Annotated in this window: 21 protein-coding genes; 10 read left to right on the top strand and 11 right to left on the bottom strand. The window is 33.3% G+C overall.

Going from position 1 to position 24,534, the window contains the following annotated elements; all coding sequences use genetic code 11:
* Positions 1–2 precede the first annotated feature (2 nt).
* Together B2Z27_RS01565 and B2Z27_RS01560 are read left to right on the top strand one after the other, a co-directional pair.
* Positions 3–1,922 (top strand): DUF294 nucleotidyltransferase-like domain-containing protein, encoded by a 1,920-nt coding sequence (locus B2Z27_RS01565; RefSeq protein WP_215997480.1) that lies wholly within the window; start codon positions 3–5, stop codon positions 1,920–1,922.
* A complete protein-coding gene (locus B2Z27_RS01560) occupies positions 1,922–2,578 on the top strand; it encodes a 3'-5' exonuclease (protein ID WP_058103236.1) in 657 nt (218 codons plus the stop codon). The genes B2Z27_RS01565 and B2Z27_RS01560 overlap by 1 nt, the downstream gene beginning before the upstream one ends.
* Positions 2,579–2,580: 2 nt before the next feature.
* Here the strand turns inward: B2Z27_RS01560 and B2Z27_RS01555 are convergent, their stop codons facing one another.
* Entirely contained in the window at positions 2,581–3,537 is a 957-nt protein-coding gene (locus B2Z27_RS01555) for a phosphoribosylaminoimidazolesuccinocarboxamide synthase (protein ID WP_286812301.1), read from the bottom strand.
* Between the two features lie 8 nt (positions 3,538–3,545).
* The gene (locus B2Z27_RS01550; protein WP_058103238.1) at positions 3,546–4,499 is read right to left on the bottom strand and encodes a PhoH family protein; all 954 of its coding nucleotides are present in this window, start codon (positions 4,497–4,499) and stop codon (positions 3,546–3,548) included.
* 130 nt (positions 4,500–4,629) lie between these two features.
* Between B2Z27_RS01550 and B2Z27_RS01545 the strand changes: the two genes are divergently transcribed.
* Both B2Z27_RS01545 and dnaN read left to right on the top strand, forming a co-directional pair.
* Positions 4,630–5,460: an SAM hydrolase/SAM-dependent halogenase family protein gene (locus tag B2Z27_RS01545; protein ID WP_286812300.1), complete on the top strand. Its 831-nt coding sequence runs from the start codon at positions 4,630–4,632 to the stop codon at positions 5,458–5,460.
* Between the two features lie 277 nt (positions 5,461–5,737).
* Positions 5,738–6,856, top strand: coding sequence for a DNA polymerase III subunit beta (gene dnaN, locus B2Z27_RS01540; RefSeq protein WP_058103240.1), 1,119 nt, complete (start codon positions 5,738–5,740; stop codon positions 6,854–6,856).
* Positions 6,857–6,928: 72 nt separating this feature from the next.
* Here dnaN and B2Z27_RS01535 read toward each other — a convergent pair whose 3' ends face one another.
* Both B2Z27_RS01535 and B2Z27_RS01530 read right to left on the bottom strand, forming a co-directional pair.
* Positions 6,929–7,297: a DUF4870 domain-containing protein gene (locus B2Z27_RS01535; protein ID WP_058103241.1), complete on the bottom strand. Its 369-nt coding sequence runs from the start codon at positions 7,295–7,297 to the stop codon at positions 6,929–6,931.
* A gap of 72 nt (positions 7,298–7,369) precedes the next feature.
* Positions 7,370–7,777, bottom strand: coding sequence for a hypothetical protein (locus B2Z27_RS01530; RefSeq protein ID WP_071341853.1), 408 nt, complete (start codon positions 7,775–7,777; stop codon positions 7,370–7,372).
* 111 nt (positions 7,778–7,888) lie between these two features.
* Here B2Z27_RS01530 and mnmE point away from each other — a divergent pair, with 111 nt between their 5' ends.
* Positions 7,889–9,286 carry a tRNA uridine-5-carboxymethylaminomethyl(34) synthesis GTPase MnmE gene (gene mnmE / locus B2Z27_RS01525; protein WP_286812298.1) on the top strand — a complete coding sequence of 466 codons (1,398 nt, stop codon included), beginning with the start codon at positions 7,889–7,891 and terminating at the stop codon, positions 9,284–9,286.
* A gap of 192 nt (positions 9,287–9,478) precedes the next feature.
* On the opposite strand, the gene B2Z27_RS01520 is transcribed toward mnmE, so the two are convergent.
* The 6 genes from B2Z27_RS01520 to B2Z27_RS01495 all read right to left on the bottom strand — a co-directional run bounded on the left by B2Z27_RS01520 (position 9,479) and on the right by B2Z27_RS01495 (position 16,307).
* Positions 9,479–9,985: a hypothetical protein gene (locus B2Z27_RS01520; protein ID WP_210706663.1), complete on the bottom strand. Its 507-nt coding sequence runs from the start codon at positions 9,983–9,985 to the stop codon at positions 9,479–9,481.
* 41 nt (positions 9,986–10,026) lie between these two features.
* Positions 10,027–10,740 (bottom strand): hypothetical protein, encoded by a 714-nt coding sequence (locus B2Z27_RS01515; protein WP_286812297.1) that lies wholly within the window; start codon positions 10,738–10,740, stop codon positions 10,027–10,029.
* Entirely contained in the window at positions 10,722–12,788 is a 2,067-nt protein-coding gene (locus B2Z27_RS01510) for a hypothetical protein (RefSeq protein WP_286812296.1), read from the bottom strand. Before B2Z27_RS01510 ends, B2Z27_RS01515 begins: the two co-directional genes overlap by 19 nt.
* 17 nt (positions 12,789–12,805) lie before the next feature.
* The gene (locus tag B2Z27_RS01505) at positions 12,806–14,125 is read right to left on the bottom strand and encodes a T9SS type A sorting domain-containing protein (RefSeq protein WP_286812295.1); all 1,320 of its coding nucleotides are present in this window, start codon (positions 14,123–14,125) and stop codon (positions 12,806–12,808) included.
* A 135-nt stretch (positions 14,126–14,260) separates the two neighbouring features.
* Positions 14,261–14,938 carry a DUF5932 domain-containing protein gene (locus tag B2Z27_RS01500; protein WP_286812294.1) on the bottom strand — a complete coding sequence of 226 codons (678 nt, stop codon included), beginning with the start codon at positions 14,936–14,938 and terminating at the stop codon, positions 14,261–14,263.
* Between the two features lie 613 nt (positions 14,939–15,551).
* On the bottom strand, positions 15,552–16,307 hold the full coding sequence (locus tag B2Z27_RS01495) for a DeoR/GlpR family DNA-binding transcription regulator (RefSeq protein WP_286812293.1): 756 nt from the start codon (positions 16,305–16,307) through the stop codon (positions 15,552–15,554).
* 200 nt (positions 16,308–16,507) lie between these two features.
* Between B2Z27_RS01495 and B2Z27_RS01490 the strand changes: the two genes are divergently transcribed.
* From B2Z27_RS01490 to B2Z27_RS01470, 5 genes are all read left to right on the top strand, one after another.
* On the top strand, positions 16,508–19,597 hold the full coding sequence (locus B2Z27_RS01490) for a SusC/RagA family TonB-linked outer membrane protein (protein ID WP_286812292.1): 3,090 nt from the start codon (positions 16,508–16,510) through the stop codon (positions 19,595–19,597).
* A 10-nt stretch (positions 19,598–19,607) separates the two neighbouring features.
* The gene (locus tag B2Z27_RS01485; protein WP_286812291.1) at positions 19,608–20,912 is read left to right on the top strand and encodes a RagB/SusD family nutrient uptake outer membrane protein; all 1,305 of its coding nucleotides are present in this window, start codon (positions 19,608–19,610) and stop codon (positions 20,910–20,912) included.
* Between the two features lie 76 nt (positions 20,913–20,988).
* Complete coding sequence (locus B2Z27_RS01480) at positions 20,989–22,437, top strand: sodium:solute symporter (protein ID WP_286812290.1); 1,449 nt, start codon at positions 20,989–20,991, stop codon at positions 22,435–22,437.
* 4 nt (positions 22,438–22,441) lie between these two features.
* The gene (murQ, locus tag B2Z27_RS01475; RefSeq protein ID WP_286812289.1) at positions 22,442–23,257 is read left to right on the top strand and encodes an N-acetylmuramic acid 6-phosphate etherase; all 816 of its coding nucleotides are present in this window, start codon (positions 22,442–22,444) and stop codon (positions 23,255–23,257) included.
* A gap of 204 nt (positions 23,258–23,461) precedes the next feature.
* A complete protein-coding gene (locus B2Z27_RS01470) occupies positions 23,462–24,202 on the top strand; it encodes a tyrosine-protein phosphatase (RefSeq protein ID WP_286812288.1) in 741 nt (246 codons plus the stop codon).
* 2 nt (positions 24,203–24,204) lie between these two features.
* On the opposite strand, the gene B2Z27_RS01465 is transcribed toward B2Z27_RS01470, so the two are convergent.
* Positions 24,205–24,534, bottom strand: a 330-nt coding sequence (locus tag B2Z27_RS01465; RefSeq protein WP_286812287.1) for a T9SS type A sorting domain-containing protein, incomplete at its 5' end; no start/stop codon positions are given.

The raw sequence follows: 24,534 nt of genomic DNA, 5'->3' as shown, positions 1-24,534 counted from the left end.
TTATGAAAAATCTTATTTCTGAAAGAGTAGCGGATTTTATTAAGAATTACCCTCCGTTCAACGCACTTGACCATAAGTCATTATTTCAATTGGCCGAACACGTAGTCATTATTTATAAAGAGAAAAACAGCATCATTTTCTCTGTCGATGAAAACCAACACGCTCATTTCTATTTGGTTCATAAGGGCGCGGTAACGTTGAACAACCCTACGACCTCCAATATTCTTGACTATTGCGATGAAGGCGATATTTTTGGTCTACGACCGCTTTTTGCCAATGAAAACTACAAATTAGAGGCTAGAGCACATGAAGAATCTATTATCTATGGTATTCCTATAGACATATTCAAACCAATTGCAAAACAGAACGAGCAGGTAACGATTTTTTTAATGGAGAGTTTTGCCTCCAATACGCGCAACCCTTACGCCAAAAGTCAAAAAGGTCAGCTTTACGATACGGAAGACAGTGAAGCAACCAATAATGAAGTAGTACTACCAGATTTACAATTAGCTAGTTATTCTAAAAAGCTGATTACCTGTTCCACACGTACTACCATACAAAAGGCAGCTGAGATAATGACCAAAAAGCAAATTGGATCCATTCTTGTTGTCAGCAAAGAACTACCTGTAGGTATCATAACAGATAAAGATTTTAGAAATAAGGTAATAACGGGCAAACAGCCTATAACCGCATCGGTAAAGACCATTATGGCTTCACCGGTAATAACCTACCCAAAAAATCTAACCATTACACAAGCTCAAATGGCTATGATGAAAAGTAACATCAGTCATTTGGTAATCACCGAAGACGGTACTCCAAACACCCCAGCTTTAGGTATATTATCTAAACATGACGTAATGGTTTCCTTGGGTGACAACCCCGCAGTTTTGGTCAAAGCCATAAAACGAACAACGCGCATAAAGAAAATAAAGCAGCTCAGAAAAAGTATTATGGTGCTTTTAACGGGGTATTTGGAACAAAATATTCCACTAGGATTAATCGCAAAAATTATCTCAGAACTTAATGACACCTGTATAAAACAAGTAGTAGAAATATCCATAGCAAAAATGGACACCCCTCCACCAACCAATTTTGCATGGTTGGCTTTAGGAAGTCAAGGTAGAAGTGAACAATTGTTACATACAGATCAAGATAATGCCTTAGTTTTTGAAGATGTGCCAGAAGAGGATTTACCAAAGACTACCACGTATTTTTTAGAGCTTGCCAAACATATAACCAAAGGACTTAATACTATTGGATATGAATATTGCCCTGCAGATATGATGGCATCAAATCCTAAATGGTGTTTAAGTTTACAAGAATGGAAAAATAAACTATCATACTGGATCAGCAACCCTGGACCAAATGAAGTATTAATGTCATCCATATTTTTTGATTACAGTTTGGCTTATGGAGAAAGAAGTTTGTTGGACAACATGTCTGAACACATATTTAGAACTGTAGAAAAGTACCCTATTTTCTTGGTGCATTTGGCAAATGGCGCATTACAGAGTCCGTCACCCACCGGCTTCTTTAGACAGTTTTTAGTAGAGCAGGATGGACAGCATAAAGATTTTTTCGATTTAAAAAGTAGAGCATTAAGACCTTTGATAGATGCTGCCAGAGTATTAATATTATCGCATTCAGTAAAAGCTATTAGCAACACTTGGGAGCGTTATGAAAAGTTGGCGGAGTTGGAACCAAACAATCAAGAATTATATTTAGCTTGTTCTTACGCTACAAAGGCTTTACTTAAATTTAGAACAAGACAAGGGCTTTTACATCATGATTCTGGTAGATTTATTGAATTGGAGCAATTGACAAAACAAGAAAAAATGAAATTGAAGCGCACCTTTAAAGCGATAAAGGAAATACAAGAATTGATCACGCTTCGTTTTAAGGTCACCAATATTTTAGGATAATGAGGCTATTTAAAAAAACACCCAAGCATTTACCTGATTTTTGGTTGAAATACGAGAACCTTTTTAAAGAACCTCAAAGTAAAAATTTCAATGAACTTGTTTTTGTAGTACTCGATACAGAAACCACCGGATTTAGTTTTGAAGAAGACAGAATACTTTCAATAGGTGCTGTAAAGGTCAAAGGGGAAACCATCTCTGTACAGGAAGTCTTTGATATTTATTTGGAACAAGAAAAATTCAATAAAGAAACCGTTCCTGTTCACGGTTTATTGAAAAATGGACAACGAGAATGTATTCAAGAAATTTTAGCCTTAGAAAAATTCTTGGCCTATGTTGGCAATGCCATTATCGTTGCGCACCATGCAGGTTTTGATATGGGGATGCTAAATACTGCATTAGAAAGACATGGTTTACCCAAATTAAAAAACAAGGTCTTAGATACCGGTGTAATTTATAAGAAAACCCTTTTAAAATCTTATTTGGTGCAGCCCAAAGCCCAGTATTCATTAGATGAGCTTGCAGAAAAGTTCTCTATCTCCAAAAAAGATAGGCATACTGCATTAGGCGACGCTTACATAACAGCAGTCGCCTTTTTAAAAATCATTTCAAGATTAAAAGAAAAGAAAAACTTTACGTTCAAATCTTTGATAAGGTAACACTATAGACTCTCAAGATAATTTAAAACGTTTCTGTTGATTCTATCATGAATATGCGTAGTGTCTGCCTTTACAAAAGGTACTCCGGTGATATGCTCATATAATTCAATATACCTTTCCGAAACCGATTCAATATACTCATCTGACATCTCAGGTACCGTCTGTCCTTCCAAACCTTGAAAATTATTGGCAATCAACCATTGTCTTACAAACTCTTTTGACAATTGTTTTTGAGGCTCATTGGCATCTTGTCTTTCCTGATACCCTTCAGAATAAAAGTACCTTGAAGAATCTGGGGTATGTATTTCATCTATCAGTACAATTTCACCTTCTTTGGTTTTTCCAAATTCATATTTGGTATCCACTAAAATCAAACCTCTGTCTGCAGCTATTTTTGTGCCTCTTTCAAAAAGAGCATAAGTATATTTCTCCAGTAAGGCATAGTCCTCTTTAGAGACAATCCCTTTACTTAAAATATCCTCTTTAGAAATATCCTCATCATGATCACCCATTTCCGCTTTGGTCGCAGGTGTAATTATCGGATTGGGAAATTTATCGTTTTCCTTCATTCCGTCTGGCATTGCAACGCCACAAAGCATTCTTTTGCCCAACTTATATTCCCTAGCGGCATGACCAGATAAATATCCACGAATAACCATTTCAATTTTGAAAGGCTCACAAGCTACGCCTACTGCTACATTTGGGTCAGGTGTTGCCGTTAGCCAATTAGGCACAATATCTTCGGTAGAAGCCATCATTTGAGTTGCAATTTGATTCAAAATCTGCCCTTTATAAGGAATTCCTTTGGGCATAACCACATCAAATGCAGACAACCTATCGGTCGCTATCATTACCAACCTATCATTTTCTAATGTGTATACCGATCGTACCTTGCCCTTATAGACGTCTTTTTGACCAGGAAAATTAAATTCTGTTTCGTAAATAGTATTATTTGCCATGAAATTTTTTAATTGTGATGTTCTATAGTTTTATACGCGTCGATAACTTTCTTCACCAACTTATGGCGTATTACATCTTTGTCATCTAGATATATAACTTCTATACCCTCTACATTATTTAAAATAAGTAAAGCTTCCTTTAATCCAGAAATGGTTCTACGTGGTAAATCTATTTGTCCTGGATCACCAGTTATTAAAAATCGTGCATTTCTACCCATTCTTGTCAAAAACATTTTCATTTGGGCATGGGTAGTATTCTGCGCCTCATCTAATATAACAAAGGCATTATCCAAGGTTCTACCACGCATAAAGGCCATTGGGGCAATTTGTATGGTTCCGTTTTCGATATAATGCACCAACTTCTCCGCCGGGATCATATCCCTTAACGCGTCATACAAAGGCTGCATATAAGGATCTAGCTTTTCCTTTAAATCACCTGGTAAAAAACCTAAGTTCTCACCAGCTTCAACCGCTGGTCTGGTCAATATGATTTTTTTAACCTGTTTTTCTTTTAAAGCTTTTACCGCAAGCGCAACGCCGGTGTAAGTTTTACCAGTTCCGGCAGGTCCAATGGCAAAAACCATATCATTCTTTTTAGAAGCATCTACCAATCGACGTTGATTGGCTGTCTGTGCCTTGATCAACCTACCGCTAACACCATGTACCAAAGTTTCACCACTATTCTTTGAAGACTTCAATTCTTCGTCATCAGAGCTGGTAAGTACACGCTCAATACTATTTTCATCTAATTTATTGTATTTGATGAAATGCTGTGTAAGCATATCAAACCGCCTCTCAAACTCTTCCAGAAGTTCTTCGTCCCCAAAAGCCTTTATCTTATTGCCACGGGCAACAATCTTCAACTTCGGAAAGTACTTTTTCAATAAATCAATATGCTCATTTTGCTGCCCAAAAAATTCTCTTGGGCTAATTTCGGTAAGTTCTAGAATTATCTCGTTCAAACAGTCGTTTTTATAATGATTTATAGTTAGCGAATATTAATTTCTAATCGCTGTTTTTTTGTTTAGTTTTGTATATCAAATTTAAGCAAATTTTAAGTTTGACTAACCAAAAACATATCAACATTGCTGTATGGCAATAATTACCCTCACAACAGATTTTGGACTTAAAGATCACTTTGTAGCTGTATTGAAAGGCTCCATATATACCGAATTGCCCGATGCTAAAATTGTTGATATTTCGCATGACATCATGCCATTCAATATTCAAGAATGTGCCTACGTGCTATCTAATTCATACAATAGTTTTCCCAAAGGCACTATACATATAGTTGGTGTAGACTCAGAAGAAACCCCGGACAATAAACATATTGTAGCATTGGTAAACGGTCATTATTTTATAAGTGCAAATACCGGTGTTATAGGGTTGATCACTTCTGAAATGACACCGGAAAAAGTGTTTGAAATAAATTTACCGGATTCCATTGCAAATTCTTTTCCCGTGCTCAATGTCTTTATACAAGTTGCCTGTCATATAGCCCGTGGAGGTACTTTAGAATTGGTAGGCAAGCCATTTACCGAACTAAGGGACCTAAGGGAGTTTTCACCTAGAATTACCGAAGAAGGCAAAAAAATTATTGGCAGTGTCATTTATATAGACAACTATGGCAATGTGGTAACTAATATTAGAAAAAATCTATTTGACGCTTATCGCAAAGATAGACCGTATACGCTATTGGTTCGTAACCATAAAATAAACACGATCCATAAAGCATATAATCATTTTATCGATTACAGTTTAGAGAAGAGCCAGAGAAAAAGTGCAGGAGATTTATTGGCGATATTTAATTCATCTAACTATATAGAATTGGCAATATTTAAAAGTAACCTTACTACCGTAGGCGGAGCCTCTACCCTATTAGGATTAGATTACAGGGATACGATCATGGTAGATTTTGAGTAGCCTTACAAACAGAAATATTTTGTTTTAACAGGTGTACTTTTAATAAAACTCAAAACGGTAAAAGTTAATAACTAATGTACTTATGAAAATTATATGAGCATAATGCCGTAAAAACTAGTAGTATACCGTACCTTGACCAACAACAAACTGTTAATAAGTTTGTTTCCTTAAAAAGGGCAATTAAAATATCTTTGTTGATAATGAAAACTGCCAACATTAAGGATTAAAACCTATTTTTCTTGATGATTTCAGGAACAATATCAATAAAATTTAAAGAATGAAATTTATAGTTTCAAGTACCTATTTGCTAAAACAACTCCAAATATTAGGAGGTGTAATCAACAACAGTAATACATTACCAATACTGGATAATTTCCTGTTCGACTTGCAAAAGGACAAACTAACTGTATCAGCGTCTGACCTAGAAACCACTATGAGTTCCGTTATAACGGTAGATTCGGATAACGAGGGTACTATTGCAGTACCGGCCAGATTACTTTTAGAAACGTTGAAAACTTTTCCGGAACAACCTTTGACATTTGTTGTTGAAGATAACAATACCGTAGAAATTAGTTCTAATCACGGTAAATATGCCTTAGCATATGCCGATGGAGCAGAATTTCCAAAAGCCGTGGAATTAACTAGCCCTAGTTCAACAACGTTACTTGGAGATATTCTTGCCACTGCTATCAACAAAACCATTTTTGCTGCCGGTAATGATGACCTAAGACCTGTAATGAGCGGTGTTTTCTTTCAATTTTCACCAGAGAATTTAACTTTTGTAGCAACAGATGCTCACAAATTGGTAAAATATCAACGTACAGATGTCAGAGCCTCACAGGTAGCAGAATTCATTATGCCCAAAAAACCTTTAACCTTATTAAAGGGAATTTTGGCGGGCAGCGAATCTGACGTTCTTATAGAATATAATGAAAGTAATGCAAAGTTCAGTTTTGAAGACACAGAGCTTATCTGTAGATTGATCGATGGTAAGTATCCAAACTATGAAGCGGTAATACCTAAAGAGAATCCAAACAAACTTACAATAGCCAGAAATCAATTCTTAAGTTCAGTAAGAAGGGTTTCTATTTTCTCAAATAAAACAACGCACCAGATTAGATTAAAAATTGCCGGTGCTGAATTGAACATTTCCGCAGAAGATATTGATTACTCTAACAAGGCAGAAGAAAGATTAACGTGTTCTTACCAAGGTGATGATATGCAAATAGGATTTAACTCAAGATTTTTAACTGAAATGCTGAACAACTTAAGTTCAGACGAAGTTTCTTTAGAAATGAGTTTACCTAACCGTGCCGGTATACTTACTCCTTCAGACGGTTTGGATGAAGGTGAATATGTAACCATGTTGGTAATGCCTGTTATGTTGAACAGTTAATTTCCTAAGTTTAAAATAGTAAAAAGGGTCAGTTTAAAAACTGACCCTTTTTTTATCGCTTTATAAATTAGCTTATGAGATAAAACGTATGGTACCAAAATAACTTGGCGATTCTCCGTTACTAGCTCTTATGGCGTTAATAGCAGGCATTACCAAAGATAAAATTCCTGCAAAAACCAACAATAAGATTCCAAGTCCAAATAATAAAATACCAGGAATACCAATTATAAGATACAAAATCAATGATAATTGAAAATTAATTACAGACTTACCATGTTCATTCATTCCTATAACCGTGTCTTTGGTGGTTAACCAAATTACCAACGGCACAAGAAGTCCGCCAAAGCCTGTTACAAAATCTAAATATTGAGATAAATGCGTTATGACCAATAGATTTCGGTCTTCACGTACTGCGACTGCGTTTTTATTTACTAGTTCCATTTTTGATTGATTTAATGATGAATACTATAAATAAGACGCACAACCCCCGTAATTGTTACAAAAAAGTATAAATTATAATTTTCTATTCAGTTTTTTTAATTTTTCTTGCTCTTTCATGATCTTCATTTGACCCTTAGCTATCTTATCTTCTTTTTTCTGAATATCGACCGGAGAGAGCGTACCTTTTAACTTTCCTTTCTCTAATTGAGACTGCAACTTTTCAATTTGCTTCTTTTCACTTGAAATAGATTTCTCTTTCGATTTGATCTGCTTTTGAAGTTTCTCCTGCTTTTTTTTCTCAGCAGCTTCTTTCTTTTCTTTCTTGGCTTTCGCCTCCGCTTTTTCTACTTTCTTTTTAACCTCTTCCATTTCTTTCTGTTCCTCTATAGTAATCTCGGTAGAAGAACCATCAGTATCACTTTGAGCAACACCTGTAATAGAAACAAACATAAATACAACTAAAACAAATACTTTTTTCATTTTCTGATTAAAATTTAAACCGTGTAAAATTACTATATAAATGAATACTGAAAACAAAATACCAGTAAAATAAGAAAAGAAGAACAGTTATTAAATGATTATTTTTGCACGATGATTAAAACGGAAACTATCATAGCATTGGCCACTCCTGCAGGGGCAGGGGCAATTGCGGTCATAAGACTTTCTGGTCAAGATGCCATCACAATTGCGTCTAAGCACTTTAAGTCTGCATCAGGCAAAATTCTTAAAGAGCAAAAGAGTCATACCATTCATTTAGGTTATATCATGGATGGTGAAAATGTTATGGATCAAGCCCTTGTTTCTATTTTTAAAGATCCGCATTCATACACAGGCGAAAACGTCATAGAAATATCTTGTCACGGCTCCCCATATATTCAGCAGCAGATCATTCAATTGTTTCTTAGAAATGGTTGCAAAACCGCAGACCCTGGAGAATTTACGTTGCGTGCCTTTCTTAACGGAAAAATGGATCTTAGTCAGGCAGAAGCAGTAGCTGATCTTATTTCTAGTGATAATGCAGCAAGCCATCAAATTGCCATGCAACAAATGCGCGGGGGTTTCAGCAATGAAATAAAACATTTACGTACAGAGCTTCTCAATTTTGCCTCATTAATAGAATTAGAACTCGATTTTTCAGAAGAAGATGTAGAATTTGCCGATCGTACCGCGTTCAAAGAATTATTGGCCAGAATTCAAAAGGTACTTCAAGGATTGATTGACTCTTTTGCTGTTGGCAATGTGATAAAAAACGGAATACCTGTTGCCATTGTAGGTGAGCCAAATGTGGGTAAATCTACACTATTGAATGCATTTTTAAATGAAGAGCGTGCCTTGGTGTCCGATATAGCAGGAACCACCAGAGACACCATAGAAGACGAAATTTCTATTGGTGGCATAGGATTTCGATTTATTGATACTGCCGGAATTAGGGAAACCGAAGATGTTGTGGAAGGAATGGGGATTAAAAAAACCTTTGAAAAAATTGAACAAGCACAAGTTATTTTATTACTCGTTGATGGATCAAAACTTCTGGTAAATGACCAAAAGTTAAAAAATACAGTAATCGATTTTGAAAAAATAAAAAATAAGAATCCGTTAAAGCCCTTGGTTCTTCTAGTAAATAAAGCCGATACCCTTTCTGAAACGGATAAGGAAAAAATTGCATCTCATTTAGACGAAGTAAAATACCTATCCGCAAAAACAGGTGAAGGTGTAGAAGATTTACAAAACAGCCTACTGGAATTTGTAAATACAGGAGCGCTCAGAAATAATGAAACCATTGTCACCAATACCCGCCATTACAACTCCCTATTAAAAGCTTTAGAAGAAATAGAAAAAGTGCAGTTTGGGATGAAAGCAGAAATTTCTAGTGATTTAATGGCCATTGACGTTCGCGAAGCACTTTATCATTTAGGTGAGATTACCGGTCAAGTAACTAATGATGAGTTGTTAGGAAATATTTTCGCTAATTTTTGTATCGGCAAATAACTAATAACAGAAACTACATGAAAGACCAACATTAAAATACTAAAATAATGAGCTGCTAAATTTTCAGTAATTATTAATTGGCTTTAGAATACATTAAAAACAAGCATTTATTAAATCTTTTATAGATTTAAAAGGAATTTAATTGAATCGTAGTCAAAATATTATTACAGACAATTCAAATAAAAATTGAATTCATAAACATAAAAAGTTACTAAATTCATGATACATACATTTAAAATCAATAAAAACCTTATCATCAATACTGAAATACCCAAAATAACTAAAAATATAACTTTGACCACAAATTTTTAATACCGCATGAATATCTTTTCTAGCACCAAGGTTATTATTTTTAATAAAAAATATACTAAAAATAATATCACTATCATATTCAGAAACATTTTGTACACTACTCAAAATATCTGTTGAATTATAAAATAAATTACATATTAAATTGTTAATTTCAAATTCATTATCAACAGGTTTAATATTATTTATCATGGTTATACTAAACTTTTCTCCTGTTTCCAAAAATCTATTAGAAAAACTTAACTCAAAAGTTTCAAGAGTTGAATCAGATTTTATTATTTGACAATTTAGTTCACATTTTCCACAAGCTTCTAAAATTTTTTGTGAATTAACCTGAGCAAATGCCAAAGAATATATCAGCAGAAATAATATTATTAAAGACTTGTTCATAAATTTTACTTAGCTTGAAACTAATAATATAACTTAAATAATTAATTAAGATAGTCAATAATTTCTTTAAAAGCTGCGTTAGTCTCAACTTCAAAACCAATATTTGGTTTTAAACGTGAAGTATATATTTTCAAAATACTTTCATAATCCGAATCTTTAGTTCTTTTCATTAAAATTAAGGAATGCATAACTTCTAATAAATCTAAAGGGTAATCTGAACTAAGAAGTTTTTGCTTGAACCATTCATTCAATTTCTGTGTATTCGTGAATTTTTCAAAAAAATCTAATCCATTTGACTTTATAAAACTTTTTAATTGTTCAGCGGCAATATCAATATCACCAGACTCATGTATAACAAAATATCGATTATTATCTTTATTACAAAGTTTACATAAATCAGGCTTAGGTGGCAATATATTTTCTAATACGCCTTTATTTATACAGTTAAAATCACAATTTATTGTATCTGATAATTTTGAGAATTCAGGATTTCTAAAACGCTCGTTATAAAAACGTGATACAATTTCTTCAATTTCGTTTAAACGAACTATAAATTGAATATTCAATTCCTGATGGCTAACAGGAAAACCATCATATGTTGTAAATAAAATACGGTAAAAACCACCGTTAAATTTTTTTATTAGATGGCTCTTTGATTTGATATATTTAAAGCCATAGGATCTTAGGCTATCCTCTAACCTAAACCCTATGGTCTCTAACACTTCTTTCTTAGAAATTATTTTTGGCTCTTCCATGTCGATTTAACAGTGTCAAATATAATACTTCCATTAATACTATGTGAACGTAAAATTTCTGATATAGTTATATAACTACCCTGACCTATCTGTCCAGGAATAAGTGCTTCCTTGCTACGAATTTCAATTTTTTTACCATTCTTAATTGCATTTTGTATTATTTCTTGATTTCTACTTAAGGTATTTCCAACTCCATACTTAGTCTCGTTTAAAATCCACTTACGAGTTGTTGTATTATATATTAAATCATCGACTATAGAAATGGCCCCATCAACCTTTACATAAACTTGACTGAATACTTTATAACCGTTTACTTTAGAATATAAGGAGGCTAAATGATTAGACACTGCCTTTTCAAATGCTCTAGCCTTTCTAAACAATTCAAATAATTGCGGCCAAGTTAATTTTGCAGGGCTGGATTTACTTGCATATCTCGCTAGGAATTGCTGTAATTGACCTGTTTCAGATGCGGGTATTACACCAACTCCTTTTGGACCAGCTAGATGACCTAGAGCTAACGTGGCTGATATATAAGAGACATCCGTTAAATCAGCATCAACAATTGCCTGCCATGTTTTATTTATATCAAAATCCAGAGTAATAATTTTTCCAATGCCATTGGCAAAATTGCTCACAGTTTGATTTGGACTATCTATTAAATCCAAATAAAAACCTCCTAAGTCATCAGCAGCTAAATATACTCCCCAAGAAATAGGTTCAGATTGTCTTCGATACTTATCTTCAACATAATACATGTACGTATCTCGATAATTATTTCCTATTTCGCTCTTAGAATAACTCCCAACAATACCATTCCAAAAGAAAAATTTCTCATCCGGTGTAACAAAAGCTATAGTTTGATTTTTACTATTTTGAATAGTAAAAGCATTTTCATGTATTCGAGAACTTCCAGAATTTGGATTAGTCACTATTTGTTTGAAATAATCAGGTTTTTTCTGTTTTAAAAATTCTTCAGATAAGTATAAGTTCTTTATATGCTCTTCAATTATTTCTTGTTTTAAATCATAAAGCTTTTGCTCCTCAATTCTGCAATAATAAGTTCCTTCGCGCCTTATTAAACAAGCATCATAACTTCTAGAAATATATCCAGGTTTAAATACCAAAGCTTTTTTAGGAGGAACAGGTGCAACTAATTTACCTTTTTCCAAAAGGATGGATTTATTCCAATAAATAGGCGGATTATACTTAGTAATAGTTGGTGACAACGGAGAGGCGGACATATTACGGTTTTGATATTGAATCAAATAAGTTGTCATATAAAATATTTTATCCTCTAAAGATTTTCTTTCATAAAAGTTCATATGGTTTTCTGCCATCTCGGCAATAACACTTTGTGTACTCAAAGTGTTTTGAATTCCTTGAGCCCATGCTATATGCAATGCGGCATCATATTCATGATTTGAAAAATTATCCAACGATTCATTTTCTAATTGATTTAATACCGAAAGACTAGCGTTTCTCATTTTGACACCTTTCACAACTTCTTGTGAAATTGAGCCACAATCAATAATACCTATTGGATTACAATCATTTCGAATCGACTTCCAATCACCAAGAATCTTTAACTCATTCGTAAATTCTTGCTGTTCCCTACTTAATCTATTACTCGCAGCACTATAGTCCGAAACTAAATCCCTTAACTCAACATCAATTTTGTTAACACCAATCTCATATTCTTTATAAAAAGACCTTTGAGCATCCTTAAAATTTGAATAATTCGTCCCTAATTGCCTATTAATTTCATTTTTAAAATTGTTTTCTTGCTTTCTCATCCATTCATCAACCTTAGCACGATTATAAGCGGCCATGGCATTTTGCATATCTAAGAGAACATTCATATCCGAAAAAGTAATTTTAAATTTAAAAGGTTCCTCAGAATAGGTTTCACCATCTGTAGAACTTATCGGGTCTCCATATCTATCAAAAGATACTTCTTGTAAAGGTGTTTGTTTATACTGTGCCTTCGAATTAAAAGAAAACACAGTTAAAAATGTTAATAGAAATATTAGTTTATATGTATTTTTCATGATGTCATCTTTTAATATTAATCCTTGATTACGATTCTAGTATACCTATCAGAACCAACATTCATATTCACTAGATATAGACCTTTTTCTAAATCATGTAGTCCGTCTAATGTTATAGTACGTTCGCCTTTTTTCTGATTTCTATTTTTTGTTTTAATCGCTTTAGTAGGATTATAATAATCATACAATTGAACAGAAATTTCTGAATCATGCTCCAATGAATAATACAGAAGCAAATCTTCTTTAAAAGGATTTGGATAAACCTTGATAAAGTGCTCCGTTTGTTCCGATAGAGCCTTCAAAACATCTATATCCAGTTCACTTTCTTTCTGTTTAAGAATTAATCTACTTGGCGGTGAAGGTTCAGACCAATTTATTATCGTTGACTCTAATTCTCCGATAATAACTCTTTCTTCCTCAGTATTAATGAGATTAAAAATAAGGGAAGTCAATTGATAAGTTAATTGTAACTCATCTATGTAATCTGTATATTCCTTTTTGACATCAACGGTCAAGTCGGAAAAAATCAATTCATTATTTACTTGTAAAAGTTTACCATTAAAAACATTATCGTCTACAGTTATATTTACATCTAAAATTCCAGTATCATTATCTAATATTTCCATAGCAAATGGTACTCTTCTATTCAATTTTTGGTTGGACCAATCAAAAAATTGCCATTCACCTACCCAATTTCCCTTGATTGTTGAATAATAATTATTAGTGTCTACTAATTGTATATCTCCAAAAGTCTCTTCAGGAGTAATTTTTAAACTATTAGAAGTTTCCGAAATAGACATTTCATATTGAAACTTTTTTAATAAGAGCTGACTATTTCCAATGGGATTATTCGACAGTATTTCAACAGCCCTATTTCTATCAACTGAAAATCCCAATCCGAAATAATGCATTTTAGCCAGCCAATGCTTCGCCATGGGGTAATTACTTCTCTCAAACCACTTGATTGCTTTGGAGTAATCTTGATTAATATTTCCTAATCCTTTTAGATACAAATACCCAAGGCTATATGAACCTTTATCACTACCTGCTTCATAAGATTCTTTAAAATACTTTCGTGCTTTATTAAAATTTATTCCTGTTCCTATGCCATCTTTATAAAGTACTCCCATTAAACATAAAGCATCTGCATTTCCCTTTTCGGAAAGAATTTTAATATTTCTAAAGGCTTGTTTTGATTTATTTCTGGTCAATTGACCCCCGTTAATATAATGTTCAACATCATCCACAGAGTTCAAAAAATCTTCACCATAATGCTGTGAAAAAGTGAATTTTATATTAATTACCAAGAAAAGTGACAGAAGTAATATTTTTTTCATTTTACATTGTTTAAAAAAGTTATTTTTTGGTATAAATAATTATTTACACCTACAATGTAGAAATATGAAAAGACGAAGTAATGAGTTTTTACCTTGGCAATTCTAAGGATTGCACCTTAGAATCGATGAAATACATCAAATTAATCCAAATTCCGTGGCTTTTTGTAGCAAACTTTTAATTCGAACATTTTCAAGATTAAAAATTCTTGAAAGTTTTCGCTGCCTCCATTCTATTCCTGAAATAGATAGATTTAATATTTCTGACATTTCTTTAATGGTACACCCTTCTGAGAGATGAAAAAGTAATTTTCTATCATATTCATCTATAGGTAGATTCAGAACCGCAGATCTTCGAAAAAAATCAGAAATTGATTTAGTAAAATAAGTCTCTCCATTTATAATTCTATTAATCGCAAGCTTTAACTTATTAAAGTCCATTTCACTTTTTATTAAAAAACCTTGAGGATTAACTTTGGTTACAATAGAATGATAATAGTATTTTTTAACAAGAGATGTCACAATAATAATCTTAGAATCAGGTCGTAAACTCTTTAGCAGCAATGCCAAATCTTCCCCTGTTTTTTTAAATCCACCGTCGTTCGATAAAATTCTAATATCTAAAATTGCTATAAGATTATCATCTTGGTTGAAAGAACACTTATGAATAATCGCAACACCCTGCTCATAAGTATTGGCTGTAGATACCGAATAAGAATTATCAAACGAGTCCTCATTTAATATCCGAAACACTAATTTATAAGCATCAGATAAAAACGGTTCATCTTCTACAATAATAATTTTATATGCAGGCATATAGCATAATGTAATTATGGATATATTAGTATAACGATTTCATTATCAATTTAGTTTATTGAATAATTTAAACCTATCATTATTCAATTAAGAAAATGCTGAATAGCCTTAAATTATATCAAAAAAAACTAATTAAGAAAATATCTTTTCATCATTTAATTTTTTATACAAACTCATAAATTATCATAATTATTATTGGCATTAATTAAGGTACCCAAACGGGTACCAACCCAATTAATTAACTGTCCTATATTTTATAAAGTCATAAAACTAAAAAACTCTTAAATCCTTCTTTGAAGCCATTAGATTAATCTTCAATACTTATCGAAAGTAACAATAGCCTTACCATATTATATCACTAATATTTTATGGTAAAAAATATAATATCCATCTGTTTCCATCGCTAAGTCCACTGTAACTATTAACGCCCATCTAATTGATGTGTTAAAAACCAGCAAATTAAAATATCGAACTACTATTCTGTAAAAAAGCCAAGTGCTAATTACTAAATTCGACATTGACAAAATCAACACTATTAGTTATTGTGGAGTATAAAAGTCAATACAATTAAAAGGAAGAACTGAAAAGTTATAATAAATAGTAGTTTCTAAGATTATACCAGATTAACCCCTTTACTCCTGTAGGATTCCAAAATCTTGGCAGAGGGCTCTAGCTCTGTGACTAAATCAGTTAGTGTATTAATTTCACATATTTTAAAACGACTTACAGTATTTAACTTTTTACTGATGGTTAAAGCCACCAATCTTTTAGATGAATCTATCATAGCCTTCTTTAACTGCGCAATTTCCAAATCGGTTTCCGTAATACCTTTTTCACTATCCAAATATCCAGTACCTAAAAAACAAACATCCACAGAAATATCCGTTAAACTATTAATTGACAATCCACCGGTAACCAATTGGGATTCCTTTGACAGCTTACCTCCTATTATGTATACTTCATGATGATGAGTTTTATTATTCAAAAGTTCAATTGCCATAGGTAAACTTGGCGTAAAAAAGGTAAGGTCCATTTTTCTAGGAATAAGTTTAGCAAGCTCCAAGTTGGTTGACCCCCCACTTATAAGAACAACATCACCATTCTTTAAAAGAGAGATGCCTTTTTTTGCAATCTTCACTTTACTATCCTGTTCAAAAATCTCCTTTGACCGATCGGAATAGGTATTGAAGCCATTAGAGATTGCTCCTCCATGAACTTTTCGCAATTTCTTTAACTCATCAAGCTCTTTTATATCTCGCCTAACGGTATCCATTGACACATTTAGAATGTTGGCTAAATCTGTCAATAACACCCTATTATGTAATTGAACCTCTTCTACTATTACTTGATGTCTATCGGTTTTTTGCAAAATATATTCTTTAAAAACTATTACAAGGATATCAAATTAATAATAAACAACTAACATTTGCAACAAAATACTGCAAAACATATACTTAATTTTAGAATACAATAAATATTTCTAGATTTAATTGCTTTGTTGCAATAAAATATTGCAAAACATAAAATATTCTGCTAGGTTTGTTAGCACAACTACTTAAAACTAATATTATGAAGAAAACCTATCATGTTCTCTCGGTGCTCTTGCTGATGCTATTTTCACTCAGTACTTATGCACAAACTTCAACAGTCTCAGGTACTGTTATTGCCGAAGACGGCCTTCCGTTGCCAGGCGCTACCATCTTGTTAAAAGGAACCACTACGGGGGCTTCCACTGATTTTGATGGTAATTTCAGCATACAGCTTTCTAACTCTAATAGCAAAACACTAGTTATTAGTTACATTGGTTACAAAACAGAAGAAATTGCTTTAACGGGCATGAATCAAACTATCAATATAACATTGATGGAAGATTCAAATGCTTTAGACGAAGTAGTTCTAGTGGGTTCATCTGTTACCCAGTCTAGAAAAAAATTGGGTAACGCCATTACTACCGTAAAGTCGGTAGAGTTAGTAAAAGCTTCACCTGCAAATATCACGACATCCCTACAAGGTAAAGTTCCTGGTGCACAAATAACACAAAATTCAGGTGATCCCGCCGGTGGTTTTTCTATTAGACTTAGAGGACCAAGTACAATCAAAGGATCTTCAGAACCTTTATACGTAGTTGACGGAGTAATCACCAGTAACTTAACTACCAATGTTACCAACTTAAATGTAGATGCGGGCGATGCTGCACCAGGACAAAATAGAATGGTAGACATTAATCCCAACGATATTGAAAATGTCAACATCTTAAATGGTGCTGCCGCTGCTGCCATTTACGGTTCTAGAGCATCCAACGGTGTTGTGGTAATAACAACAAAAAAAGGTGGCAATTATGAAGACGGACCAGAATTTTATTTTAAATCTACTTTCAGCGTAAATACAATTCGTAAGAAACTAGATTTAAACCTCATAGGAGAAGAATTTGAAACTGTACCTAACAGTGATCTTTCTGGTAGGTTATGGCCAATTTTTGGTTTTGACCCAAATGACGGAAATGCTCTTACCACCTATAGAAATTTATCAACCGATAAGTTTGAAACTACTAGATATGATTATCAAGATGAGATTTTCCAGACCGGCTTCGGTAGCGACAATTATTTCTCAACAAAAGGTGGTAATGAAAAAATGGGCTATATGGCTTCTATTGGCTATTTGACCAACGAAGGTATTATCAAAAACACCAAGTTCGATAGATTTTCTGCAAGAGTTAATTTTAATCATAAAGTAACCGATTGGATGTCTTATGACCTAGGATTATACTATGCAAATAGTAAGTCTGATGAAAAACCAGATGGTAATGTTTTTTGGAGTCCTATCAACTCTATAAATATAACCAACAACACATTCGACATCACTCAAAGAGATGCTAACGGGAATTTAATGGCTGTAGAAAACACCAGAGTAAATCCATTGACTATTATTGAAACTTTTGATATTACTCAAGATGTAAATCACTTTATCCCTAATCTACATCTTAAAATTAAGCCCACAGAAAAGTTATCTATAGATCAAATAATTGGTGTTGACACTTACAATCAAAAAGGTAACATCTATATACCAGTTTATCCTTATGAAAATGTAAACCCTGCGTATTATGATGATGGATACATTGGTAGCGCAGAGGCTAAAGTTTTTAATTGGAACTATGACATTAACATGGCATACAACACCAATATTACGGATAAATTAAATTCGGTTACAACTGCAGGATATAGTTTTCAAAGTAGTGAACTTTCTTTTGAAGGAACTCAAGGAAGAGGGTTGGATAGCAATAATGAACCTACTATTCCATTACAAACACAACCAATTGACACCAACTTGGATATTTACGGATTCTTTTTACAAGAGACCTTATCATGGGATAACAAACTGTTTTTAACACTAGCCGGTAGAATTGATGGAGCTACAAATTTTGATGTTGACGAAAGATCTAATTTCTATCCAAAAGTTTCTGGATCATACGTTCTTTCAAATGAGCCATTTTGGAATACGGAAAGTTTCTTGAATTCCGCAAGATTAAGAGCATCATACGGTGAAGCCGGTAACTTAACCGCAATAAGTCCTTACGAAAGATATGGTAGCTATACCTCAAATGATTACCTAGGCTCCTCAACATTACAACAAAATACCAGATTGGGTAACGAAGGATTAAAGCCTGAGCGTACAAAAGAATTTGAAATAGGTACAGACTTAAGTTTCTTTAACAACAGGGCATCATTATTATTTACCTATTACCGTCAAAACATTGAAGACTTAATTGTAAGTCGTGTATTGGCACCTTCATTAGGTGGTTCAACAAGAACAGAAAATGTTGGTACAATGCGTAATAACGGTATTGAGCTTTATGCAAAAATAACACCTATTAAAACTGATGATTTAACATGGGATCTTAATTTCAACTATAGTAGTAATAGAAACAAGGTACTAAGCACGGTAGGTGGCGATATTACTATTGAAAGTGTAACCGGTGCTCCGCCAATTGTAAGAGAAGGTGAAGCTCTGGGCGTATTCTATGGTACTTACTATGCTACAGATGACAATGGCGAATTAATATTAACAGGTGAATCTACAGACGGAAGTCCGGTTGGGGTTCCTCAACAAGAAAGAGGTGATCTTACAACCAATACACCACAGCGTGATGCAGACGGACAACCGACTGGAGATGTTTTAAGAAAAGTTATTGGTGACCCTAATCCAGATTACATCCTTGGAATTGGGACTGACCTTACATACAAGAATTTCAATTTCAGTATGCTTTGGGAAGCGGTACAGGGCTTTGATGTCTTTGATGCTGACAAAAGAACCAGACAAGGTGTAGGTGTTGGTCAATTAGCAGCGCAAGAATTAACAGGAGAGTTACCTAGAGGATATATCGCTGGCATTTATCCTATTGAAGAATTCAGAATTGAAGATGGTTCTTTTGTTAAACTTAGAGAAGTTTCTTTAGGTTATGAATTTCCGTCATTGTTCAACTCTAGTTTAGAAAATGTAAGACTTTCATTGATTGGAAGAAACCTTGTTTCTTTTGACAAATTCTTTAGCTATGACCCTGAAACAAATGCTGGAGGGCAATCAAACTTATTGCGCTCAGTGAATTTTGGTAACGTGCCAATTCCAATGACAATCTCATTATCACTAAGCGCTAACTTCTAAAAAGACAGATATGAAAAATATAGTAAAAACAATAGCTATCACATTGCTCATTGCAACCACGTCTTGTAATACTGAATATTTGGATCCTAATTCTACATTAGAACCAGATGTAGTCAACAACACAGATAATCTGGTACGCCTTATCAATGGTGTTCAGCAAAGATGGAGTACAGAAAGAACCGGATTAATTTACACAGGCACACATATTTCTGGATTAAATACTGATGAATTAAGATTATTGAATCCTGGAAACCTTGGTGAAAATGAAATCTTACTTGGAGGGGATGATGTTAGCGGAAGCAATGAATTATTAATCAACACTTGGACCAATGCATTATTAACCCGAAAGGAAGCTACTACAGTGATCGATGCTGCTGATAATGTTAGCGAAAGTACTTCTGTTTCGGGTTCTTTAAAAGCCTACGGTCTATTCTATAGAGCGCTGGCTCACGGTACACTAATTCAATATTTTGAAAGCATACCACTAGAAATTGTTGAGGATGCCGATTTTATTGAACGTTCTGCTGTTTTAGATGATGTAATAGCTGACTTGAACGAAGCTAAGGGATATATTGATGCAGGTTTAGATACCTCCATTACAGCAGATATCTTTACTTCTGTTGATATTGAAAATTCTGTTAATGCGCTGTTAGCAAGGTTTAATTTAATGGCAGGGAATTATGACGCGGCAATTACAGCTGCCAACAATGTTGATCTTTCAGTAAAATCTACTTGGGAGTATGATGCATCTATCCCTAATCCTTTAGCATTTTGGTTTGGCTCACAAAATGTGACCCAAGCCAAAGATTTAACATTCGGTCTACCAACAGATTTATTACCCGATGAAAATGACGAGAGAATACCATTCTATATAACCGCTGAAGATTTAGAAGCCGAAACACCAAATTACCAGGTTGTAGGTTTTTGGAGTGACAATGTAGATGAAATACCAGTATATCTTCCGGGCGAAATAATGCTGATAAAAGCTGAAGCATATGCTAGAAGTAATGATTTAACAAGTGCTGTAACAGAATTGAACGCTGTGTTAACCAAAACATCCAGTTCTGACATTTATGGTTTAGGTGCAAATCTACCCGAGTATGATGGTGCTTTGGAACAATCTGCAATTCTAGATGAAATTTATAAAAATAGAAGAGTAGAATTATACTTGACCGGACTCTCTTTAGAGGACAGCAGAAGGTTTGATAGACCAGGTGCAACGGAAACGGATGCCGAAAGAAACAGGGACTATTACCCCTACCCTAACTCTGAAAGAGACAACAACACAAATACCCCCGCAAACCCTACTTCTTAGTAAGTTTAAATTCAACAACCACTATCTAAATTGGGGCAGTTATTAAACTGCCCTAATTTTTAATTAAAATTACCAATTGAAACCTACAACAATCATTCTAATTATTGCCTTTTACTTTGCTGTACTTATGATTATATCATATTTCACCTCAAAGAAAAACAGTGATGATACATTTTTTACTGGCGACAAAAAATCACCATGGTATTTAGTGGCATTCGGTATGGTTGGTGCTGGTTTATCCGGTGTCACCTTTGTGTCTTTACCTGGTATGGTGGCAAACAATAACTTCTATTTTTATCAATTTATACTCGGAAACATTGTAGGCTATTTCTTTATAGCCTTTGTATTAACTCCTTTATACTACAAACTTCAACTCGTTTCCATTTACACCTTTCTCAAAGTGAGGTTTGGAAACAATACATACAAGACAGGTTCATTGTTTTTTCTGGTATCTCAATCTTTCGGTGCGGCATTACGTTTAATGTTAGCCGCCAAAATTCTACAATATGCAGTTTTTGACTATTTCAATGTTCCTTTTTATATAACCATCATCATTATTTTGATTTTGGTGTGGCTTTACACAAACAAGTCAGGCATTAAAACCATTGTATGGACAGATACTATGCAGACTATATTTTTAATACTTGGTGCCTCAATAACCATTTATACAATAATAAACACGTTAGACTTTAGTATTACCGAATCCTTTGAACGTATAACTTCCCACGAATATTTTAAAATATTCAATTGGGAATCTGATTCTGGAAATAACTTCTACAAACAATTTATAGCAGGAATTTTAGTAGCTATTGCTATGATCGGACTTGATCAAAACATGATGCAAAAAACACTCACTTGCAAAAATGTTTGGGATGCTCAAAAAAACACCTTGACCTACAGTATTATTTTAGCAATGACACAATTTCTGTTTATGGGTCTTGGAGTGTTAATGTATGTCTATGCAAATGAAATGGGCATACTATTACCTAAGGGCGAAAATGGATTGTTTTTAAATACTGACAACCTTTTTCCTAACCTTGCACTGAACCATCTTGGTACTTTAGCGGGTATTTTCTTTATCCTAGGCATCATAGCAGCATCTTTCTCTAGTGTAGATTCCGCACTTACCGCATTGACTACTTCTTTTACCTATGATTTTTTAGATATTTCAAACAAATCAAGTAAAACAAAAAAGCAGTTAAAGAATCTAGTCATAATACTTTTCTCCTGCATAATATTCGTAATTATACTTTCCTTTTCCAATAGTAAGGGAGATGTTATTTCCTTAATATTTAAAGTTGCAGGTTACACCTATGGTCCACTGTTAGGATTATACCTTCTTGGCATGTTTTCAAAAATAAAATTAAAAGATAAATGGGTTCCTGTAATATGCTTATCCGCACCGATAATAACTTATCTACTAGGACAATTCTCAATAAACACATTCAACTTTGATTTCGGATTTATAAACATAGCAGTCAATGCAAGCTTAACCGTAATAGGGTTATTGCTTATTAAAAAATAATACTATGAATACACTTAAACCCACTACAGAACAATCATCAAATTATGATGACTTAGAAAAAATGACCGTTAACGAGTTACTTGTTAGCATGAATCAAGAAGACAAGTCCGTTCCGTTGGCCATAGAAAGAGCTATCCCTAGCATTGAACATTTTATAGAGCAGACATTAGTTAGAATGAAAAAAGGTGGTAGACTATTCTATATAGGAGCAGGCACCAGCGGCAGATTAGGCGTTCTGGATGCCTCCGAATGTCCTCCAACATTTGGAGTTTCAGATGATTGGATTATTGGCCTTATAGCCGGTGGAGATAAGGCATTAAGAAAAGCCGTTGAAAATGCAGAAGATAATGAAGCCATGGCATGGAAAGATCTTGAGGTCCATAAAATAAATGAAAACGATGTTTTGTTAGGTATAGCAGCATCTGGATCTACACCTTATGTTATTGGAGGACTTAAAGCAGCTAAAGACAATAACGTGCTTACAGGGAGTATTTCATGCAATCAAAATTCTTTAGTATCAGAAATTGCAACCTGCCCTATGGAACTAGTTGTAGGTCCAGAGTTTGTTACTGGCAGCACGAGAATGAAAGCAGGTACAGCCCAAAAGCTGGCTTTAAATATGATTTCTACTTCAATTATGATTAACCTTGGTAGAGTTAAAGGAAATAAAATGGTAGACATGCAACTATCTAACAATAAACTAGTAGATCGCGGAACTAAAATGATAATGGAAGAATTAGGAATAAATGAAAGTCTTGCAAAATCATTATTATTAGAGCATGGTAGTGTTAGAAAGTCTATTGAGTGCTATAAACAATAAAATAAGCACACATAGAATTAAAATAGAACGTAGATTGCATACTTAGGTAAATTAAGGGTGATTACTTAATTTTACCTTATCTAAATGCAATTATGCTAATTTCCGTACACTTTTCAATACATATTGTACCTCAATTCACCTGAGACACTATATTTATTGATATTACAATTCCTGTATCGAAGTAACTAAATTTTAATTTTAACTATGTTCAGCTTTTTTTCCAAAAAACATTTTCTAATTGATCATCTTGAAGGTTTTATTGATATACATAATCATATTTTACCAGGCATAGATGATGGAGCAAAAACTGTTGAAGATTCCATTGAATTAATAAAAGGTTTTAATGAATTTGGGGTAAAGGATTTTATTTGTACCCCACACATCATGGAGAATTATTATCCTAATAATCCGTCTACAATTCAAAGTTCTTTATCGTTATTGAAAAATGCTTTGAAGATGAATAATCTTGAGCATATCAATATAGAAGCTGCTGCAGAACATATGATCGATTCAGGATTTGAAACAATATTAAATGAACATAAAGTTATGCCGCTTGCAAAAAGTTATCTTTTAATAGAAATGTCATATTTACAAGCTTCCATTAATTTTAACGAGGCCATAAAAAAAATAAAAGATTCTAATTACTCTCCTATATTGGCACACCCAGAACGTTATGTGTATTTTCATAACAAACTAAAAGCATTAGATAAAATAAAGAATAAGGGTGTATTTTTCCAATTAAATATGCTCTCCTTAAGCAATTATTATGGTAAAGATGTAAACAAAGTAGCAATTCATTTAATCAAGGAAAATTTAATTGATTTTATTGCAAGTGACACACACTCCATTCATCATATAAATCAATTGAAAAAAATAACGGTCACTACTTCTTTACTAGATTTATTATTCCCAATCATCACTAAGACCATTTATAGTTTTAAATAGTATTATTTAATTAAAAGTTCTTTTTGATATCTCTCACCATTTACATCAAGAATATTAATGATGTAGTATCCTTCGGTAAAATCATATAAATCTATTGTCACATTTAAATCTGCTTGTGATATTTTAGGTTTAATATTTTTAATTAATCTTCCTGAGATATCGTAAATATAAATTTCTTTTATTTGAACTTCATCTAAATTATTCAATGTAACAATATCAAAACTAGGGTTAGGATATAGATCAAATGTATTGGGTTTTGATGCTACAATAATTTTCGAAGTAGTCGTATTTATCTTTTCTATTTTAAAGTTATCGTAATAGACCGTTCCCGG

Origin of the sequence: Maribacter sp. UBA3344 (assembly GCF_002362375.1) — a bacterium.
Taxonomy (GTDB): Bacteria; Bacteroidota; Bacteroidia; order Flavobacteriales; family Flavobacteriaceae; genus Maribacter; species Maribacter dokdonensis.
This window is presented reverse-complemented; position numbering and strand designations above follow the sequence as displayed.

Excerpts from the sequence above, each read along its gene's own strand:
- B2Z27_RS01565 (WP_215997480.1), top strand. The coding sequence starts at position 3 with ATGAAAAATCTTATTTCTGAAAGAGTAGCGGATTTTATTAAGAATTAC.
- B2Z27_RS01560 (WP_058103236.1), top strand. The coding sequence starts at position 1,922 with ATGAGGCTATTTAAAAAAACACCCAAGCATTTACCTGATTTTTGGTTG.
- B2Z27_RS01555 (WP_286812301.1), bottom strand. The coding sequence starts at position 3,537 with ATGGCAAATAATACTATTTACGAAACAGAATTTAATTTTCCTGGTCAA.
- B2Z27_RS01545 (WP_286812300.1), top strand. The coding sequence starts at position 4,630 with ATGGCAATAATTACCCTCACAACAGATTTTGGACTTAAAGATCACTTT.
- dnaN (WP_058103240.1), top strand. The coding sequence starts at position 5,738 with ATGAAATTTATAGTTTCAAGTACCTATTTGCTAAAACAACTCCAAATA.
- B2Z27_RS01535 (WP_058103241.1), bottom strand. The coding sequence starts at position 7,297 with ATGGAACTAGTAAATAAAAACGCAGTCGCAGTACGTGAAGACCGAAAT.
- B2Z27_RS01530 (WP_071341853.1), bottom strand. The coding sequence starts at position 7,777 with ATGAAAAAAGTATTTGTTTTAGTTGTATTTATGTTTGTTTCTATTACA.
- mnmE (WP_286812298.1), top strand. The coding sequence starts at position 7,889 with ATGATTAAAACGGAAACTATCATAGCATTGGCCACTCCTGCAGGGGCA.
- B2Z27_RS01520 (WP_210706663.1), bottom strand. The coding sequence starts at position 9,985 with ATGAACAAGTCTTTAATAATATTATTTCTGCTGATATATTCTTTGGCA.
- B2Z27_RS01515 (WP_286812297.1), bottom strand. The coding sequence starts at position 10,740 with ATGGAAGAGCCAAAAATAATTTCTAAGAAAGAAGTGTTAGAGACCATA.
- B2Z27_RS01510 (WP_286812296.1), bottom strand. The coding sequence starts at position 12,788 with ATGAAAAATACATATAAACTAATATTTCTATTAACATTTTTAACTGTG.
- B2Z27_RS01505 (WP_286812295.1), bottom strand. The coding sequence starts at position 14,125 with ATGAAAAAAATATTACTTCTGTCACTTTTCTTGGTAATTAATATAAAA.
- B2Z27_RS01500 (WP_286812294.1), bottom strand. The coding sequence starts at position 14,938 with ATGCCTGCATATAAAATTATTATTGTAGAAGATGAACCGTTTTTATCT.
- B2Z27_RS01490 (WP_286812292.1), top strand. The coding sequence starts at position 16,508 with ATGAAGAAAACCTATCATGTTCTCTCGGTGCTCTTGCTGATGCTATTT.
- B2Z27_RS01485 (WP_286812291.1), top strand. The coding sequence starts at position 19,608 with ATGAAAAATATAGTAAAAACAATAGCTATCACATTGCTCATTGCAACC.
- murQ (WP_286812289.1), top strand. The coding sequence starts at position 22,442 with ATGAATACACTTAAACCCACTACAGAACAATCATCAAATTATGATGAC.
- B2Z27_RS01470 (WP_286812288.1), top strand. The coding sequence starts at position 23,462 with ATGTTCAGCTTTTTTTCCAAAAAACATTTTCTAATTGATCATCTTGAA.